Annotated in this window: 23 protein-coding genes and 2 tRNA genes; 13 read left to right on the top strand and 12 right to left on the bottom strand. The window is 64.8% G+C overall.

The window, feature by feature from the left end:
* The first annotated feature begins 75 nt into the window (after nt 1-75).
* From ABIB51_RS09925 to ABIB51_RS09945, 5 genes are all read left to right on the top strand, one after another.
* On the top strand, nt 76-285 hold the full coding sequence (locus tag ABIB51_RS09925) for a TolC family protein (protein ID WP_354187780.1): 210 nt from the start codon (nt 76-78) through the stop codon (nt 283-285).
* Nucleotides 286-382: 97 nt separating this feature from the next.
* Nucleotides 383-1,174: an HNH endonuclease family protein gene (locus ABIB51_RS09930; RefSeq protein ID WP_354187781.1), complete on the top strand. Its 792-nt coding sequence runs from the start codon at nt 383-385 to the stop codon at nt 1,172-1,174.
* 8 nt (nt 1,175-1,182) lie between these two features.
* On the top strand, nt 1,183-1,329 hold the full coding sequence (locus tag ABIB51_RS09935) for a hypothetical protein (RefSeq protein WP_354187782.1): 147 nt from the start codon (nt 1,183-1,185) through the stop codon (nt 1,327-1,329).
* A gap of 36 nt (nt 1,330-1,365) precedes the next feature.
* Nucleotides 1,366-1,632 carry a hypothetical protein gene (locus tag ABIB51_RS09940; protein WP_354187783.1) on the top strand — a complete coding sequence of 89 codons (267 nt, stop codon included), beginning with the start codon at nt 1,366-1,368 and terminating at the stop codon, nt 1,630-1,632.
* A 9-nt stretch (nt 1,633-1,641) separates the two neighbouring features.
* Nucleotides 1,642-2,352, top strand: coding sequence for an alpha/beta fold hydrolase (locus tag ABIB51_RS09945; RefSeq protein ID WP_354187784.1), 711 nt, complete (start codon nt 1,642-1,644; stop codon nt 2,350-2,352).
* A 30-nt stretch (nt 2,353-2,382) separates the two neighbouring features.
* On the opposite strand, the gene def is transcribed toward ABIB51_RS09945, so the two are convergent.
* From def to orn, 4 genes are all read right to left on the bottom strand, one after another.
* On the bottom strand, nt 2,383-2,955 hold the full coding sequence (def, locus tag ABIB51_RS09950) for a peptide deformylase (RefSeq protein ID WP_354187785.1): 573 nt from the start codon (nt 2,953-2,955) through the stop codon (nt 2,383-2,385).
* A gap of 34 nt (nt 2,956-2,989) precedes the next feature.
* Nucleotides 2,990-4,159, bottom strand: a complete 1,170-nt coding sequence (locus ABIB51_RS09955; protein WP_354187786.1) for an acyl-CoA dehydrogenase family protein — start codon at nt 4,157-4,159, stop codon at nt 2,990-2,992.
* Between the two features lie 100 nt (nt 4,160-4,259).
* A tRNA-His gene (locus tag ABIB51_RS09960) sits at nt 4,260-4,332 on the bottom strand.
* Between the two features lie 143 nt (nt 4,333-4,475).
* Nucleotides 4,476-5,102 (bottom strand): oligoribonuclease, encoded by a 627-nt coding sequence (gene orn / locus ABIB51_RS09965; RefSeq protein ID WP_354187787.1) that lies wholly within the window; start codon nt 5,100-5,102, stop codon nt 4,476-4,478.
* Between the two features lie 158 nt (nt 5,103-5,260).
* Here orn and mptB point away from each other — a divergent pair, with 158 nt between their 5' ends.
* Nucleotides 5,261-6,826, top strand: coding sequence for a polyprenol phosphomannose-dependent alpha 1,6 mannosyltransferase MptB (mptB, locus tag ABIB51_RS09970; RefSeq protein ID WP_354187788.1), 1,566 nt, complete (start codon nt 5,261-5,263; stop codon nt 6,824-6,826).
* 21 nt (nt 6,827-6,847) lie between these two features.
* Here mptB and ABIB51_RS09975 read toward each other — a convergent pair whose 3' ends face one another.
* The gene (locus tag ABIB51_RS09975) at nt 6,848-7,528 is read right to left on the bottom strand and encodes a DNA alkylation repair protein (protein WP_354187789.1); all 681 of its coding nucleotides are present in this window, start codon (nt 7,526-7,528) and stop codon (nt 6,848-6,850) included.
* Between the two features lie 44 nt (nt 7,529-7,572).
* On the opposite strand from ABIB51_RS09975, the gene map reads away from it, so the two are divergent.
* The gene (map, locus tag ABIB51_RS09980) at nt 7,573-8,340 is read left to right on the top strand and encodes a type I methionyl aminopeptidase (RefSeq protein ID WP_354187790.1); all 768 of its coding nucleotides are present in this window, start codon (nt 7,573-7,575) and stop codon (nt 8,338-8,340) included.
* Between the two features lie 12 nt (nt 8,341-8,352).
* Here map and ABIB51_RS09985 read toward each other — a convergent pair whose 3' ends face one another.
* Nucleotides 8,353-8,799: a LapA family protein gene (locus ABIB51_RS09985; RefSeq protein ID WP_354187791.1), complete on the bottom strand. Its 447-nt coding sequence runs from the start codon at nt 8,797-8,799 to the stop codon at nt 8,353-8,355.
* Between the two features lie 14 nt (nt 8,800-8,813).
* Entirely contained in the window at nt 8,814-9,383 is a 570-nt protein-coding gene (locus ABIB51_RS09990; protein ID WP_354187792.1) for a VOC family protein, read from the bottom strand.
* A 144-nt stretch (nt 9,384-9,527) separates the two neighbouring features.
* On the opposite strand from ABIB51_RS09990, the gene ABIB51_RS09995 reads away from it, so the two are divergent.
* The 4 genes from ABIB51_RS09995 (at nt 9,528) to ABIB51_RS10010 (ending at nt 13,275) form a co-directional block, all read left to right on the top strand.
* Nucleotides 9,528-10,544, top strand: a complete 1,017-nt coding sequence (locus tag ABIB51_RS09995) for a magnesium and cobalt transport protein CorA (protein WP_354187793.1) — start codon at nt 9,528-9,530, stop codon at nt 10,542-10,544.
* A 177-nt stretch (nt 10,545-10,721) separates the two neighbouring features.
* Nucleotides 10,722-11,027: a hypothetical protein gene (locus ABIB51_RS10000; protein WP_354187794.1), complete on the top strand. Its 306-nt coding sequence runs from the start codon at nt 10,722-10,724 to the stop codon at nt 11,025-11,027.
* 742 nt (nt 11,028-11,769) lie between these two features.
* On the top strand, nt 11,770-12,609 hold the full coding sequence (locus ABIB51_RS10005) for a tyrosine-type recombinase/integrase (protein WP_354187795.1): 840 nt from the start codon (nt 11,770-11,772) through the stop codon (nt 12,607-12,609).
* Between the two features lie 12 nt (nt 12,610-12,621).
* On the top strand, nt 12,622-13,275 hold the full coding sequence (locus ABIB51_RS10010; protein WP_354187796.1) for a hypothetical protein: 654 nt from the start codon (nt 12,622-12,624) through the stop codon (nt 13,273-13,275).
* Nucleotides 13,276-13,287: 12 nt separating this feature from the next.
* On the opposite strand, the gene ABIB51_RS10015 is transcribed toward ABIB51_RS10010, so the two are convergent.
* A tRNA-Arg gene (locus tag ABIB51_RS10015) sits at nt 13,288-13,360 on the bottom strand.
* 166 nt (nt 13,361-13,526) lie between these two features.
* On the opposite strand from ABIB51_RS10015, the gene ABIB51_RS10020 reads away from it, so the two are divergent.
* Nucleotides 13,527-14,183, top strand: coding sequence for a hypothetical protein (locus ABIB51_RS10020; RefSeq protein WP_354187797.1), 657 nt, complete (start codon nt 13,527-13,529; stop codon nt 14,181-14,183).
* Nucleotides 14,161-15,282, top strand: coding sequence for a helix-turn-helix domain-containing protein (locus tag ABIB51_RS10025; RefSeq protein WP_354187798.1), 1,122 nt, complete (start codon nt 14,161-14,163; stop codon nt 15,280-15,282). Before ABIB51_RS10020 ends, ABIB51_RS10025 begins: the two co-directional genes overlap by 23 nt.
* A gap of 105 nt (nt 15,283-15,387) precedes the next feature.
* Here ABIB51_RS10025 and ABIB51_RS10030 read toward each other — a convergent pair whose 3' ends face one another.
* The 4 genes from ABIB51_RS10030 to ABIB51_RS10045 are packed head-to-tail and all read right to left on the bottom strand — an operon-like array spanning nt 15,388 to nt 17,363.
* A complete protein-coding gene (locus ABIB51_RS10030; RefSeq protein ID WP_354187799.1) occupies nt 15,388-15,774 on the bottom strand; it encodes a hypothetical protein in 387 nt (128 codons plus the stop codon).
* Nucleotides 15,774-16,607 carry a hypothetical protein gene (locus ABIB51_RS10035; RefSeq protein ID WP_354187800.1) on the bottom strand — a complete coding sequence of 278 codons (834 nt, stop codon included), beginning with the start codon at nt 16,605-16,607 and terminating at the stop codon, nt 15,774-15,776. The genes ABIB51_RS10030 and ABIB51_RS10035 overlap by 1 nt, the downstream gene beginning before the upstream one ends.
* Nucleotides 16,604-16,939 (bottom strand): hypothetical protein, encoded by a 336-nt coding sequence (locus ABIB51_RS10040; protein ID WP_354187801.1) that lies wholly within the window; start codon nt 16,937-16,939, stop codon nt 16,604-16,606. Before ABIB51_RS10040 ends, ABIB51_RS10035 begins: the two co-directional genes overlap by 4 nt.
* 7 nt (nt 16,940-16,946) lie before the next feature.
* The gene (locus ABIB51_RS10045; protein ID WP_354187802.1) at nt 16,947-17,363 is read right to left on the bottom strand and encodes a hypothetical protein; all 417 of its coding nucleotides are present in this window, start codon (nt 17,361-17,363) and stop codon (nt 16,947-16,949) included.
* Between the last annotated feature and the right edge of the window lie 26 nt (nt 17,364-17,389).

Genomic DNA, 17,389 nt, shown 5'->3' on the forward strand with positions numbered 1-17,389 from the left:
TCCGGACGGGGTTTCGTGTTCCCTTTCCCGGCCAGTCCTCTGGAATCGGCCGGGAAAGGGAACCACAATGGAGCCATGGAACAGAACCCGGTAGTAGAGCACGAAACGACCCTGGAGCACGCGCTGGACGTGGCCCGCCAGAACGTCAAGGAAGCCAAGCGGCTGCACGATGACGCACGCGCCAAATATGAGACCGGCGACATCGACGAGGCACGCGTCCGGCAGCTGGAGGAACTGCTGAACCTTGCCGAAGCGGACCTCCGGCGGGTGGTCAAGGAGCAGTAACCGCACTGTTCCTCCACGCTGTGCATAACGGGCCCGCCGTCGGTGCCCCGCCGTAGCCTTCTAGGGTGGACGAACTTAGCCGCCAGGAGACACCGCCGTGACGGTCACCTGGCGTGCGTTCCGGCAATCCCGACGGCGGTCCCGCCAGGCCTGGACGATCCTGGCCGGCGCGGCCCTCGTTGTGACCGGCGGGCTGGGCTGGTTCTTCACCACCGGCCAGTTCGCCGCCGTTGAACCGGCCGCAGGGCCCACCGCGGCACCCGTCCTGGCGGGGGAATGGATGAAGGCGGTTTCCCAGCCGCGCCCTGTCCCGTCGGGAACCGCGGGCGCCGCGCTGGAAACCCTCCCCGTCAAGGGCCGTGCGGCCAAGGATAACTACGACCGGGCCGCCTTCGGCCAGGCCTGGTTCGATGTGGACCGCAACGGCTGCGACACGCGGAACGACATCCTGCGCCGCGACCTGGCGGACACCCAATTCACCGACGGATCCCGCTGCCGGATCGCCGCCGGAACATTCCAGGACCCCTATACGGGCCGGCTCATCTCCTTCCGCCGCGGCGCCGGGAGCAGCAAGGCCGTGCAGATCGACCACGTCGTGGCGCTTGGCGACGCCTGGCAAAAGGGCGCCCAACAGCTGACGGCCCAGCAGCGCCAGCTCCTGGCCAACGATCCACTCAACCTGATCGCCGCGGACGGCCCCGCGAACCAGGACAAGAGCGCCTCCGACGCCGCCACCTGGCTGCCGCCCAACAAGTCGTTCCGCTGCCACTACGTCGCCCGGCAGATCTCCGTCAAGGCGGCGTACGGGCTGTGGGTCACGGCAGCGGAGAAGGAAGCCATGAAAAGGATCCTCACGTCGTGCCCCGGGCAGCGGACGATCGTTACGTAGACTGCAGCATGGACATTGTGGAATACGTAACGCCGCTGCTCGGCAGCTGGCAGGGAAAAAACGGGCTCCGGCTCATGCCCGCGGACGATTTCAAGGACTTGGCGGCCACAGCCACAGTCGAGGTGACCGCGGCGCACTTCGCCAGCGTCGCCTAAACCTGGTTAGAAGGCGCGAGCCCGCAGGAAGGACTGTTGCTTCTGGCCGGCGGAGCGTCCGACGAGGAGCCGGCCACGGCGGTGTGGGTGGATTCCTCGCATACGGGCCGGGCCATGATGCAGTTCTCCGGGACCGTCGGCGGGGACGGTGTCCTCCGGCTCAACGGCTCCTTCGCGGCGCCGACCGGCCCGGACTGGGGCTGGCAGATCCACATCCACCCGGGTGAGGGCGCAAGCACCATGCACAACATCGTCCCGGGCGAGGACCCGTATCAGGTGGTGGAGCTGGCACTCGAACGGTAGGGTACCGGAATGGACATCATCCTCGTACCCGGATTCTGGTTGGACGCCTCGTCATGGGAGGAGGTCACCCCGCCGCTCACCGCGGCCGGGCACAAGGTCTACCCTCTGACGCTGCCGGGCCTGGAGTCGGCCGATGCGCCGCGCGCCGGCATCGGCCTGCGCACCCACATCGACGCCGTCGTGGCGAAGATCGATTCCTTCGACGCGCCGGTGGTGCTGGTGGGCCACTCCGGCGGCGGCGCCATCATCCACGGCGCGGTCGATGCCCGCCCGGACCGGGTGGCCCGGGCCGTTTACGTGGACAGCGGCCCGCTGGGCGAGGGCGGTGTCATCAACGATGAGCTCCCCGATGAAGGCGGCGAAGTGCCGCTGCCGCCGTGGGAACTGTTCGACGACGAGGACCTCGTCGACCTGAATGACGGGCTCCGGGCCATGTTCCGCGCCCGTGCGATCCCGCAGCCCTTGGGTGTTGCCCAGGACCGGCAGCAGCTCCAGGATGAACGCCGCTATGACGTCCCGGCCACCGTCATCGCCTGCGAGTTCCCGTCGTCGATGCTGGCCGAAATGATCGGGGCCGGCCACCCGTACGTGGCCGAGCTCGGACGGATCCGCGACGTCGAATACGTTGACCTGCCCACCGGGCACTGGCCGCAGTTCACCAAGCCGGCCGAGCTGGGCGCCGCCATCCTGGCCGCCGTCGACCGCGCGCCGGGGAGCTGACCGGGGGCGGGTCGTCCCTGCCCGGCCGTGTCAGTGGCCGAACGGGTCCGGGTCCACACCCGGCATCCAGGTCAGCCCGGGCACACCCCAGCCGCTCTTCTTGGCCAGCTTCATGGCCTTGCGGCCGTAGCGGTCGATCAGCCGGTTGACGTAGAGCTTGCCGTCGAGGTGGTCGTACTCGTGCTGGATCACCCGGGCGAACCACCCGGTGGCCTCGAAATCGACCGGGTTGCCGTCGCCATCGAAGCCTTGAACCCGGGCCCACTCGGCGCGCTTCAGCGGGTACTGGCCGCCGGGGAAGGAGAGGCAGCCCTCTTCGTCCTCGTCGGGATCCGGCAGCGCGCCGGACACCTTCGATAGGGTCAGCACCGGGTTTACGACGACGCCGGAGGCCGGCGCGCCGTCGTCGTTGGCGAATCTGTAGACGAACAGCCGCTTGCCCACCCCGACCTGGGGTGCAGCCAGGCCGACGCCGTTGGCGGCGTCGTTGGTCTCGAACATGTCCGCGATCAGGGTGCGGAGTTCGTCGTCAAAGGCGTCGACTTCCGCGGCCCGGCGGTGCAGCACGGGCTCGCCCCAGATCGTGACTGGCAGAACGGTCATGTCAGGTGTATTCCTCTAAATGCTTGCCGGCAGGTCAGCCGGCGATGGTGCGGCCGACGACGTCGCGCATGATTTCGTTGGTGCCGCCGAAAATGGTCAGGAGCCGGGCGGCGAGGTAGGCCTGTGCCACCGGGTATTCCATGATGTAGCCGTACCCGCCGTGCAGCTGGAGGCACCGGTCCGTGATGGACTTGGCGCGCTCGGACGCCCACAGTTTGGCGCGGGCGGCCGAAGCCGCGTCGAGTTCCCCGGCGTTGAAGGCGAGGATCGCCTGGTCCACGTAAGCTTCGGTGACCTCCACCTCGGTGAGGATGTCGGCGAGCTCGAAGCGGCTGTTCTGGAAGTCGATGATCCGTTCGCCAAACGCGTTGCGTTCCTTCGTGTAGCGGACGGTCTCCTCATACATGGCCCGGACGACGGCGGAACTTGCCGTTGCGATGGCGAGCCGGCCCTGGGGGAGCTGCTCGGCCGCGTACTGCAGGCCCTTGCCTTCCTCTCCGACGAGGTCCGCGTGCGGCACCCGGACGTTGTCGAAGAACAGCTCCGCGGTGTCCGAGGCCTTGAGGCCCATCTTGTCCAGCTGCTTGCCGGTGTTGTATCCCCCGCCTTTGCGGACCATAAAGAGGGAGAACGAGTCGTGGTTACCCCGTCCGGTGCTGCCGTCGGTGCGGGCCAGGACCAGGGACGCGTCGCCGGAGATGCCGTTGCCGATGAACGTCTTCTGGCCGCTGATCAGCCAGTCGCCGCCGTCGCGGACAGCCTTGGTGCGGATGCCGCGCAGGTCGGAGCCGGCGCCGGGCTCGGTCCAGGCGATCGAGGTGACAGTCTCGCCGGACACCATGCCGGGCAGCCACCGGCCCTTGAGGTCATCGGAGCCGTAGGCGAGCAGGTGGGGGAGGACCATGTCGTCGTGCAGATGGAAGGCCAGGCCCACGGCAAGGTGGTTGCTCTTGGCGAATTCCTCGTCCAGGACGGCCCGGTAGCGGTAGTCGTCCATGCCCAGGCCACCGAATTCCTCCGGAACCGCGAGACCCAGCAGTCCCTGTTCGCCGGCCGACTTCCACAGTTCCCGGGACATCATGTGGTCCTTGTCCCACTGGGCGTAGTGCGGGGCTATCGCGCGCGCGTTGAATTCGGCGGCCATGTCGCGGAACATCTCGTGGTCTTCTTCAAAGAGCTTGCGCTTCATTGAGGGTCCTTCCATTGACAGATCCTGGGACGAGACTGGACAGACAACAAAGGCCGCACCGGATTTCCGGTGCGGCCTTTGTCTAAGGTCGGACAATACTGCCGTCCTATATGAGGGTGAGCGACGGGGGTTGAACCCGCGACCTCCTGGACCACAACCAGGCGCTCTGCCAACTGAGCTACGCCCACCATGTGCCCCGCCACGCCTTCCGGCGAACCGGCTGGCTGAAAAGGCAACGACAAATAGCTTACCTGCTGTTCGGGGCTGCTTGCGCCACTTTTCCGGTTTTCGGCAAAAATTTTCGTCGAAAGTGGCGCAGATTACCCCGGGGTTACTCCGCGGGCGCTGCTTCTGCGGTTCCCATGACCTTCCGGGCGATCCGCTGCGCGGTGGTGCTATCCGGTCCGGGTGCGGGAACGAATACGGCCTCGCGGTAATAACGCAGCTCGTCGATGGAATCCTGGATGTCGCCGAGGGCGCGGTGGCCGCCGAGCTTGGCGGGGGACTGGAAGTAGGCCCGCGCATACCAGCGCCGGGACAGCTCCTTGATGGTGCTCACGTCGATGACGCGGTAGTGCAGGTGTTCCACCAGTTCCGGCATGTCCCGGACCAGAAACACGCGGTCGGTGCCCACCGAGTTCCCGCCCAGCGGCGCCTTCTTGGGATCCGGCACCCACTTCTTGATGTAGTCCAGCACAATCGTCTGGGCTTCGGCCATGGTCTTGCCGTGCGCCAGTTCCTCGAGCAGGCCGGAGCGGGTATGCATGTCACGGACGAAGTCGCTCATCTGGGCAAGCGCGGCGTCGTCCGGCTTGATGACGACGTCGACGCCGTCCCCCAGGATGTTGAGCTCGGAGTCGGTCACCAGGGCGGCCACCTCGATGAGGGCATCGTTCGTGGTGTCCAGGCCGGTCATTTCGCAGTCGATCCAGACGATGCGTTCGTTTGTTATAGGCACGCGCCTAGCCTACCGTTTCGTCGCCGTGGAGCCGTCCGGTGCTAGGATTTCGGGTACGCGGCCGTCGGAATTTTTCGTCATCGCGGCATGCCCCGGGCCGGATCAGACGACTGGCTGTGGGCGGATTCACGCCCCACAACAGATTGGACGATCCTGAGATGACGGCGCCTGTACCTGCGGCGGGGATAGCGGCCGCCGGTACGTCCCGCACCGCCCGGACGCCGGCTGTTGCCGACGTGGACAACGCCCGTTCCCCGCTCCTGGCCGGGTTCATCGGATCAGTGTTCATGGCGATCGGTTCGCTCGGCGTCGGCTGGCTCGCGCCGGCTTCGGAACTCCGCCGGGTGCCGCTGTTCATCTGGATGCGGACCGAGGCCGTCGGCGTCGGCCTGTGCATTGTCCTCCTGGCTGTCGGCGGGATGCTGCTGGTCAGGTCCTGGCTGCGGCTGGGCCAGCGGGTGCGTGTCTGGGGCGCCGAGGCCCGCAAGGCGACGCTCCAGGCCGTGGTGCTCTGGGGGCTTCCGCTGATGTTCTCCGTCCCGCTGTTCAGCCGCGACGTGTACGCCTACATCGGCCAGGGCCGCCTGATGGTGGAAGGCTTCAACCCCTATGAAAACGGCATCTCGGCGCTCTCGAACTACTTCCAGCTCGGCGCCGACAAGATGTGGACCGAGGCGCCCGTCCCGTACGGCCAGCTCTTCCTCTGGATCGAGCAATTCGTCGTCTGGTCCACCAACGTGCACCCGGAAGCGAGCATCATGCTGTTCCGGCTCGCCGCGCTGGCCGGCATCGTCCTGTGCGTGATCTACGTGCCCAAACTTGCCGAGCTGCATGGCGTCAACCCGCACCGTGCGCTGTGGCTGACCGCCGCCAACCCGCTGTTCCTCACCAACTTCATCGCGAGCGTCCACAACGACGCGCTGATGATCGGCCTGGCCCTCGCCGGGCTCTACTACTGCGCGACGCGCCGGGTGATCCTCGGCCTGGTGCTGGTGACCCTGTCCATCTCGGTCAAACCCATCACCATCGTCTTCCTGCCGTTCATCGGCCTGCTGTGGGCGGGAAAGAACGCCAGCTGGCCGCGTAAGTTCGTCTTCTGGGGGCTTACCGCCGGAATCAGCCTGGCCCTGCTCTACGCCATGAGCCTGGTCAACGGCTTCGGTTTCGGCTGGATCAACGGCCTGTCCGCACCGGGCAGCATCTGGATCTGGTATGCCCCGGTCGGCCTGCTCGGCCTCATCGTTGCCTCCATCTTCAACGCCTTCGGACTCGACGGCTGGGGGCTGGCCAAGTGGGTGTACGACGCCGGCAAAGTGCTTGCGCTCGGGATCGTCGCCTGGCAGATCTTCCGGGGGGACCACGACCGCCTGATGCGCCGCCTGACGCTGGCGTTCGCCGCCGTCGTTGTCCTTGCCCCGATGATCCAGTCCTGGTACGTCGTCTGGCTCATTCCGCTGTTCGCCGTCACGGGCATCCGCGACGACTGGCAGGTCAAGGCCCTGTACTTCATCGTGTCCTTCTTTATGGTCTACGCGATCTCGGACCAGCTGGAAGTCTTCCCGTACCTGCAGACCGCGGACCTCGGGCTCGCCCTGGCGCTGGCACGCAATGCCGCGGCCATCATCGCGCTGCTCTTCGCCCTGTACCTGATCTTCCTGGACCCGAAGACGAAGCTGCTGTTCAGCAAACCGGAGGAACCGGTCACCACCCGCCCTGTCATTTAGGGTTTTCCCGGGCGCTGCACGTCAGGGCAGCTTCCGGAGGGCTTCCGTGCGCGAGAGCGCACTCAGCTCCGTGCGGTGCCGCTCCACAAACGCACGGACCCAGTCCGGATCCGTGTCCGAGTAGTCCCTTAGGGCCCAGCCGATCGCCTTGCGGATGAAGAACTCCGGGTCGGCCAGATTGGCCCCGATGACGTCACCGAGCAGGGCGGTGTCCGTGGCGGATTTCGCGCCGAGCTGCGCCGTGATGGCGGAGCGCCGGATCCAGAAGTCCCCGTCCGTGCTCCATGAGCGCAACACGGGGGACATGTCCTCCCGGTGCGCCTGCAACAGGGCACAGAGCCGGTGGGACACGCCGTCGACGAGGTCCCACCACGCGCCGCTGCGGATGATCTCCTCATACACCGGCAGCATGCCCAGTTGCCGGGCAGCCGGCCTGAGGCCGGTGAGGTCGATGGCCGCATACCGCTCCTCGCGCCAGGCGGCGTCACGCCAGAGCTCCAGCACGGTCGCCTTAAGTTCCTCCAGGGAACCGGGCGGCAGCTGCGCGGCGGCGGCCTTGACCATCCGGCGGACCTCCGGGACACGCACGCCCAGCGAGGGCATCTCCGATTTCATGTAGGCCTGCGCCCCGGCTGCGCGGACGGGATCGGCCGCGGCCTGCAGCCGGGAGCGGATGTCGGCGATCAGTTCAGCAGTGGCCATGAGGCCACTTTAGCCACGGCCCGGCTGGCCCTAGAGTTGAAGCCATGTCAATGATCAAGAGTCCAGCCGAGATTGTCCTGATGCGCGCGGCAGGCCGGGTGGTAGCGAACACGCTGGCGAAGGTCCGGGACGCGGCCGCCGTAGGGGTCTCCCTGAAGGATCTGGACGGGCTGGCCGCGGCGTCGATTTCCGACGCCGGAGCGACCCCCGCCTTCCTGAACTACCGGCCGCGCTGGGCCTCGGTCCCGTTCCCCGGCGTGATCTGCACGAGCGTCAATGACGCCGTCGTGCACGGCATTCCCAACGACTACCGCCTGCAGGACGGCGACCTGCTCAGCGTCGACTGCGGTGCGTTCCTCGAAGGCTGGTGCGGCGACGCGGCCGTCAGCTTCATCGTGGGGACGGCAGACCCCGTGGACCATGCCCTGATTGAGGCGACGGAAGCCGCCCTGGCCCGCGGCATCGAAGCCGCCCGGATCGGGAACAAGATGGGCGACCTGGGCTACGCGATCGGCGGGGCGTCACGCCGCGCCGGCTACGGACTGCTGGCAGACCACGGCGGCCACGGGATCGGCAAGACCATGCACGCCGAACCCGATGTCCCCAATGACGGCAGGCCCGGCCGCGGCATCAAGCTGACGGAGGGCCTGGTGATCGCCATCGAGCCGATGCTGATCCTCGGCGGCAAGGACGACTACTTCCACGACGACGACGAGTGGACCCTCCGTTCGGTGAACGGCCGCCGGGCGGCCCACAGCGAGCACACCGTCGCCATCACGGCGGACGGACCGGTCATCCTGACCCTGCCGTAGGGACCTGACGTCTCAGCGGCGTCCGCGGGGCTTGACCCGCTGGCGGTGCGCGGCGAGCCGGAGCTGGATGATGCGGACGGCGCCGGCGATGGCGACCAGGACGCCGCCACCAACGGCGGCGATGAACAACGCGATGCCCTGCGCGACGTCTCCCTCGAGCCCGAAGAACTTCACCCGGACGTAGTCCTGGTTCTGCAGGATGAAGGCGATCAGCACGATCAGCACCACGAGAGCGCTGGCGACAGCGGCCCAGACCATTCCGGCGCGGGTAACCTGGTGCGGTTCGGCCCCGGCGGCGGGGCCGGCGGTCTCGGCTTCGCGGTCCGGGACCAACACGGCTCCGTCGGCCGGGGCCCGCGGGCTGTAGCTATCCTCGGCGTATCCGCCGGCGCCGGCGGTTCCGTGCTGTGGGGCCGTCACCGGATTGCTGGGATCGGATTCCCGGGGTGTCTGGGTCATGGCGGCCATACCTTTCAAGAGTCGTCCCGACGCGCGGGACGAGCGGCTCGACGCCGGAGGGCGCCGTTCGCGGCAGGGCGCCGGTCATCCGATCCCCGCCTGTTCCCCTCAATCATAAGCCTGCTGACGATAGCCGTGCGCAAGCCATCAAGGGCGCTGCAACATGTCGGCGCCCGGAACCGGTCGAGGAATGGTAAGGCGGATTCGATGAGTCCGAGGATGTTGTCTTCGCTGTCCTTGAAGAACGAGGCACGCTGGCCGTCCACTTCGGCGACTCCGTCCACGGTCTTGAACCCCGGCAGGTCGTAGTCCTCGAACGCGACGCCGGTGCCGCGGAGTGCCGTCATCTCCGCGGTCAGGTCCGCCGCCCGGAATCCCATCTGGGTGTGGCCGCCGCGGCTCGTGTTGGGGGTGGGATAGCCAAAGAATGATGTCCCTCGGCCGGCCTCGTATCGGATGCCGGCTGTGTTTTCCTCGGCCGGGGTCAGGCCCAGCTTCTCCTGATACCACTTCTTTGCCCGCTCCAGATCCAGCGCGGGCGGGGTGGTGTGCACACTGGTTTCGCCCAACATCTTCGCCTCCATGGTGGAAGGATATCGGCCGATCGGCCTAAGCCGAATATTAGTCCGGGGCAGTGTGCGCCGGAAGACGAGTCCGTGGCTGTTGGCACCCGGGATCCGACGGTATAGCGTCGCAGCCAAGGGAATTCCGGCGAAGGAGGCGCGGCCGTGACCATCGTGGATAACGCCGTGTACGTGGACGGCCACCGGACTGCCGACCCGGGAGGCCTGGACGAGACGTACTTCGTCCTGCGGCAGCGCCAGGGCATGGCCTGGATCGGGCTCTACCGGCCGGAAGCGGAGGAACTCCGTTCGGTTGCCGAAGAATTTGACCTCAACCATCTGGCCGTGGAGGATGCGCTCGCCGGCCACCAGCGCGCGAAGCTCGAACACTACGGCGAGACGCTGTTCCTGGTGCTGCGGCCGGCCCGCTATCTCGACGACTTGGAAAAAGTCGAGTTCGGCGAGATCCATGTCTTCACCGGGGCGGACTTCGTTGTCACCGTCCGCCGGGCCGAGTCTCCGGACCTGGCCCGGGTTCGACGCCGGATGGAAGCCGATCCGGAATTCCTGGCTCTGGGACCTGACGCGGTCCTCTACGCGATCCTTGATCAGGTGGTCGACGAGTACGAGCCGGTCGCCGCCGGACTGGAGAACGACATCGACGAAATAGAGGACGATCTGTTTGCGGCTGATCCGGGCGTGTCGCGCAGGATCTACGAGCTCTCACGGCAGGTCATCACGTTCCAGCGGGCCACGGCGCCGCTGACCGCAATCCTGCAGTCTTTGATGGGGGAGTCGAAGGACCGCCAGCCCGGCCCGGAGCTGCAGGACCACTTCCGGGATGTCCTGGACCATGCCCTGCGGCTGAGCGACCGGATCACGGCTTTCCGGGCGTTGTTGCAGAATGCGCTGGCGGTCAATGCAGCCCTCGTGGCGCAGCGCCAGAACGACGAAATGCGGTTGCTGACCGAATCGAGCTTCGCCCAGAACGAACAGGTCAAGAGGATTTCCTCGTGGGCTGCGATCTTGTTCGCTCCGACCCTCATCGGCACCATATACGGAATGAACTTCCGGACCATGCCTGAACTTGACTGGGTTTTCGGCTACCCGATGGCCCTGGGCCTGATGATGGGGATGGGCCTGGTGCTGTTTTGGACGTTCAAACACAACAAATGGATCTAGGGTGCCGACATGGGAAGAGGCCCTGACCTGCGTCATGCAGGTCAGAGCCTCTTTTGAGTGCCCCAGGAGGGAATCGAACCCCCGACCGGCGGATTACAAGGTTGGCGTTTCAGCTGGCAATGTCCTGACGCTTCGCCCCTTCCGCCCCTTTGAAGATGCCCCCTTGGAGATCGCCGCGTGAGCGCCGCAATGACGCGAGCCTCCGTCGGCGATCTCCTCACGACTGAGGACGAGCTCGACGCGCTGCCAGCTCACTCCGTACTCCTTGCCGACCCGCAGGGGCTCAGCCCCCGCGAGGACGACCGATTACTTTCCATGCAAAAACGCCCGGGCGACAGCGGCGGTATGGACTTCTGGTTCCTTGCCCAGGACGGAATGTTCAGCGTGCTCTCCTCTGACGAGGTTGTGCACCGCTTCCACCTGGGCCCGTTCCTCGTCCTCTGGCTCCCTTCGGTTGAGCCGGTCATCGAGGCCGCCGCTTAAACCCACACGAACTTAAAAGTAAATGCCGGCCGGATGCTTGAACATCCGGCCGGCTATGGCAACCAGCTCCCGGCTACGGAACTCTGGCTGCGGCATCAGTCTATCTTCTGCTGCCCGCCTTTTCCATACCCAAAAAGCTGTGCTGCCTGCATACCGAGGCGGTACGGCTACCCCGCCTGGCAGCAGCCACACAACACGCTAAGCCCGCGACTCCATGGGCTGATTACTGGGTTAGAGCCAGTTCCAATGTCGCGTGTGCAGGCAGGGTGTTCACCCGGAAGAGCAATCCCGTGGAATCGAAGAAGTGCCAGCGCCTACAGTGGACCCAGCCGGGTCGCCAGATCTGCACACATACCGCCCTCCACTGTTCCTGGTGGAGGATGCCGCCACTGCCCACGAGTAATGCCGTGGGCCAGATGACGATCCGACCGACGACCGACGTGACCGACGCGGTGTCCAGAAGTTCTGATTTCTGTCTGAAATGCCCTGCCATCAACACACCCATGTGTTTTTGGCCGGGCTATCAGGCAGAAGTCTCACCTCCCAACTCCCTCTGCTCCCTCTGCGGTATCAGTAAAACCGCAGGTCAGGTGGCCTGCAGAGCAGGCCCAAGGCCTGCAAACCTTCCAGAATATAGAGAGGAAAACCCGGCCGGAACCGTGTAAAACACGTAGCGACCGCAAACACTATCCCGGGGGAACAATTGAACACGCACGACACGCTCGAATACTGGACAGCCTGCATGAAAGCCGCCGACCTTACCGAGAAGACCATCCGCGAGCGCCTGATCTTCATCCGGCAACTGGCGCGCGGCGTCGGAGATCTCGGTACGGTGACCAGGAAAGAGCTGATCGTGTGGACGGCTGCTCAGAACTGGTCCAATTCGACGCGTGTGCATCGCCGCTCGGGGCTTCATACGTTCTTCGCTTGGTTGCAGGACGAGCAGCTGCGCGCCGACAACCCGGCGTACCGGTTGCCCAGGGTGGCCACGAGGAAGCGTGAGCCCAATCCGTTCACGATCGCGGAGATCAACACACTGCTGTCGGGTGGGATCTACCGGAAGACCCGGGCTATGGTCGCGCTGCACTACTACCTCGGCCTGCGGGTATCGGAGATCGCGGCCGTGAACGGCTCTGACGTGGACTGGGAGACCCGGACGCTATCCACGGTCGGGAAGGGGCGTAAGGACGCGACGCTGCCCGTCCCGCTGGCCGCGTGGCCCCTGTTCCTGGACATGCCCCGGACCGGGTACTGGTTCCCGAACCGGACAGCCAACCGAATGTACGCCGCGGGCGAGGGACACATCACGGGCAACTCCGTGTCAGGCATCATCGGGGAAGCGATCAAGCGGGCTGGACTCAAGCACCGCCCCCACGACCTACGAGCCGCCCTGGCCACCGAGATGCACGAGGCCGGCGTCAGCGACTTCGTCGTCCAGCGGAGCATGCGGCACTCGAACATGGACACCACGACAATCTATCTCAAGCTTCGGCCCGAAGGGATCCGGCACGGCTTCGATCAGCTGCCGGCCATCACACTACCTGACCGGTCCGGCCGCCGGCGCCTGGCGACGGCGGCCTAGCACGGTCAGCGCGTGGCGGGCCGTTACCCTGAGACCATGTTGCAGAATCTCATCTCCGCTGCCGAACAGGCCGCCGCCCCAGCCCCGGACTACACGCCCGCCATCATTGGACTGAGCGGAGTCGTGATTGGCGGAATGATCCAGACCATAGCCCAAGTCTTCAAGGAACGATCCGCCCGCGTGGCCCAGACGCGCAAGGACGTAATGACATTCGTTGCGGCCGGATATCTCTTCGTGGACCGGCTTGGCCAGGTAGTCGACCTGTTCCCCAAAATGAACCAGGAGCAACGCAACTCGAGCAGTGAATCGATCACGCTCAACCAGAGGGCAGCGCACGCTGCCGGGATGATGGTGGCTGGAGCGGCGGACCAGCGGGTCGCCAGCTACTCCGTGGTAGTCCTAAACACAATGTTGGAATTCCGTGAAGGCGTGGACTCAATAATGGATGGTCGCAAGCCAACTGCTGAAGAAGCGTGCCGGACGTACCCGACCCTCGCTGACAGCCGGGCTGCGCTCAATCTCCTTCTCAACATGGTCCACCCTCGGGAATACGAAATTCACCTGCGGTTCAAGTCCGTTGCGGCAGTGAATCGTGAGACGGCCAGGGAAGAAGCCAAAGCCGAAAAGGCAAGAAAAAAGCGCCCCCTAGGAGCTGAACGCTCCTAGGGGGCGACCCTGTGCCCCAGGAGGGAATCGAACCCCCGACCGGAGGATTAGAAAGCCTCTGCTCTATCCCCTGAGCTACTGGGGCCCGGCGCACCAAGTGTAATCCCCTGTCATGCAACCCAACAAAACGCGGCCTCACTTCTGTGCAGTTCAGTGCTGCTCGAACGTTGCAGGTGCTGCGTTGCGGAGCAACGACAACCCTGTTAGCTTTAGGTGCAATATTATTGCAGGAACCGAGAAAGGGGCCGGATATGACATCAATCGAACCAGCGGTGCATTACATCCATAGTGAGTTCGTGGGGCTCGTGGAACCACTTCACGAGGCCTTCGCCGGAAGCGCCGAACTGATCGACAACTATCTTCCCGCGAATCTGCGGACTCATGAGCACGGGTGGCTCCGGTCCGCCAATATGCGGGCGGCAGTTCGGGACGCACTCGATGCGTCGGATCTGGGGGATTGGGACGTTCGCGGGAACCTGGCTCTAAACGGACAGCTGATGCTGGTCAACGGGGCAGGGGACATCATCGTCAGGATGTTGAAGGATGGTAAGCCGCCCGTCCGTTCAGTGCCAGGTGCCGGGCACAATCGGGCGCGTAGGATGTATTGGTCGAATTCTCTGATTGAAGACGTCGGTGACGATGCCCTTTTCGGTAAGCGTGCACACCAGATGCTGGGGCTTTGGCACGAGAACGGGGACGGGACCTTCGAGATCCGAGCAGTGCGTCCCGTGGGGGCAGTCAAGTACGGCTCGAAGACGCCGATCGACCTGTGCCTGGAACTGGCCCCTGCCCAGTCCACCTTTGAGAGCCTGGCCTTCGACGTAGAAGACGACGACAACGAAGACCTGCTCAATATTCACATTGCAAATGAGGAGAACGACAACGATGCAAGCGGCCACGCGGGGTAAGCGCATTACCACTCTGCGACACCTTCTTGGCATTAATCAAACGGAACTCGCCTCCGTTTCGGGCATCAGTCAATCCCAAATCTCCTTGATGGAGAAGGGAGAGCGCTCTGTAACGGACGCGGCTGTGACCGTGCTGTCCTCAGCCACCCGAATGCCAATGTCTTATTTTGATATGGAACCTGCTGATCCGAGATTTGCCCCGACCTTCCGCAAGCTGGCCTCTTCTTCAGCGGCGAGTAGGGACGCCGCTATCGCTCGCTTTGGCGAGGCTGAACGTATCAGCTCAGCCCTGGGTGATGCCCTCGATTTCGCGGTGCCGAGCCTGCCACTAGCTGAAGATGACCTGAGCGGGGACGACATCGAGTACTTTGCAGATGCCACTCGCCGAGCTCTGAGACTAGAGGCCGGGGACCCGGTCCGGAATCTTACCCGGGCCATGGAACGCCAGGGAATTGCGACTGTTCCCTTAGTCGAAGATGGAGACCCGTCGAACCTCATGTCGGGGCATGATGGAATATCTCGGCCGAACCCGGAATCGCAGCGGCCTGTCATCGGTTACATTCCGGGCCAGCCGGGCGACCGCGATCGCTTCACGAAGGCCCACGAACTAGGGCATTTGGTCCTTCACTCCCGCCGGCCGTGGGTGCTCGACAAGATCAAGGAGCGTGAAGCGCATCGATTTGCGGGCGCACTCCTCTTCCCCGATGTGGCAGCCAAGGAATCGATCCAAGATGAGCTGTCACTCAATGGATACCTGGCGCTCAAGGCTCAATGGGGTCTTTCCATTGCTGCCCTGATCAGCCGCGGCTATTCGCTGGGTAACCTATCTGAAGCGCGGCGGAAATCGCTAATGGTTCAGATGTCGTACAAGGGTTGGAGGAAATCGGAACCTGTCCATGTAGGGAATGAGAAACCATTGCTTCTTCGACAGGCCCTGGTCGCCAAGTACGGGAGGTCGCCGTACATGAGGGCTGCCAATGATCTGGGGATGCGTCCGGACTTTCTGAGAGAATGGATCCCCGGCATCGAGCAAGAGGGCGATGAATCTGCGGTGGAGCCCCTCGACGTTTCATCAAACGTCCGCAGGTTGTTCGGATAAAGACGTAGGTGCTGTATCTCGCCCCAGCGAAATGTGCGGGACACACCCATAAGGACAAACGGCCCCCACCTTCCCGAAGGAAGATGGGGGCAGCTTGTTTGGGGCTTAGGCGCGAGGGGTTTGCCGTGCCACCCGTTCCATACGGGCTCGCAGATCGCCGTCGGGGACCATCTCGCCAGCATTGGTGATGGTGATGTTCCCGGGAATGACGGTGACGAGTCCGGCGGTGTGCTTACCCAAGTAGGTGGGGGCTTTTGCGGAGCCGAGGACGGCCCGGATCAGCCAGTCAGGCAGCCGCGGTTCCAGCCACCGCCAGAAGGCGTACCAGGCGCCCACGATCACCGCGGTGATTATGGGCAGCAGGACGTTGGCCAGCCCGAGGAGCTGGTCCTGCAGCGGAGCAAGGGCGGGCAGCAGCAGAATCAGCCAGGTGATGAAGCTGCCCCACAGGGACGGGACCAGTGTGCGGAGGATGGAGGTCAAAAGGTTCATTACGTGGCCAACCTTTCCGCGAGCCCGTCAAGAACCTTTTTCACGAGGTCGGCCGGCACCGCCGAGACGATCGTTGGGGCGTCAAGCTGGGAGATGGCCGCCCGGACGTCTTCGAGGCTGTGGACTTGCTTGCGGTCGTTCAGCATGGACTCGGTGACCTCCGGGGCCATGGCCGACAGAATGGCAATGACGGTATCCAGTTTGCCCAGGTCCGGGCCGATCTTGGCGAGCTCGACGGCAACGGTGGACTTCTGTCCATCCGTGCGTTCGATGGGCCAGGAGAGTACTTCTTGTGCGCTCACGTCATCCTCCTCGGATGTAGTTGTGCTTTGTGGGTTGATGCCGGTGCGGGGGCGGATGATGCCGAGCAGTCCCTTGCGGGGGAGGTGCTGGAGGATGGTGGGGCCGGTGGTCCACTGCGGGTACGGGTTACCCGGCAGCGAGGCGGAGCTGTTCTGGCTGATGCACAGCAGCATGGCGCCCAGGTCCCGGACGGCCACCGCGACGTGGGTCTTGGGGTAGACCGCTTTGTTGCTGTCGTCCCAGACGAGGATGTCCCCACCGAGAACAGTGGCGCTCGGTGGCAGCAGCTCGTACGCGGCTGCGATCGCCGGGCTCTGTGGGAAGGCGTCCACCATGTTCCCGGCCCAGCCCGGCCAGCGGCCCTTGCCGTTCGTGCTGATCACGGGCAGGCCGAGGTACTTGGACCAGTTCGCCGGGACGTCCCAGCACTGCGCGCCGAAGCCCTGGTTCGTCGGGTTCCAGTCCTCGTTGAGGTACCGGCTGACCACCTGGGGTATCCAGTTGGTGAGGGCCGTGGTGATGGCGATCATGGCTGCTCCTGCTTGTCTGGTGGGGGTTTCTTGAGCTTCGGCCAGGGCCGGAGTTCCCGGCCGCTCATGCCGTGCTCGGTGCAGTCGCGGCGCAGCTCCGAGGCGTATTCTTCCGTCAGGCGCCGGTTGTGGGCTTCGAGGTCGGCGCGGTCCCGTTCCCGTTCGGCGTCGGCCCACGCCTCGTTACGCTGCTCTTTCATGCTGATGTTGCGGATCCTCTCGCGCCCGGCAGTGCCGTTGGCAACCTTCACGACGCCGTTCACGAGCGCGACGAGGAACCCACTGCTGCCTACGACGCCGAGGACCGCGACGAGGATCTGTGTTCCGTCCATCTGTTACCTACTTTTCGGGGTCGTAGGCGTAATGCCGGGTTTTCACCAGGCGGGCCGCGAACGCGAGGATGGCGAAGACGACGAAGCAGATTGAGGCGACACGGAGGCTGACTTGGCTGATGGGGATTCCCCAGTAAGCGGTGCCGTAGATGCCCATCGCGAACATGCAGAGGATCGCCCCGGCCCGTTCGAGCCACCAGACGCCTTGTAGTACGGTGCACGCGCCGATGCCGCCGCCGACCACGAGCATCCCGGCCCAACACGCCACGAGCGTCTGCCCGAGGGTGCCTTGGATCGTACGGGGCGGGTCGGACATGACTGCCAGGCCGAGTACGGTTACGGCCAGGTAGGCGAAGAAGTAAATCGCTGACAGCGCCCGGGGTTCCTGAACTCGGAGCCAGAGTTTCAGCAGGGCATGTCGCATGGATTTTCTCCTTAGTTCGTGGGCCG

Source organism: Arthrobacter sp. UYCu712 (assembly GCF_040547005.1).
Taxonomy (GTDB): domain Bacteria; phylum Actinomycetota; class Actinomycetes; order Actinomycetales; family Micrococcaceae; genus Arthrobacter.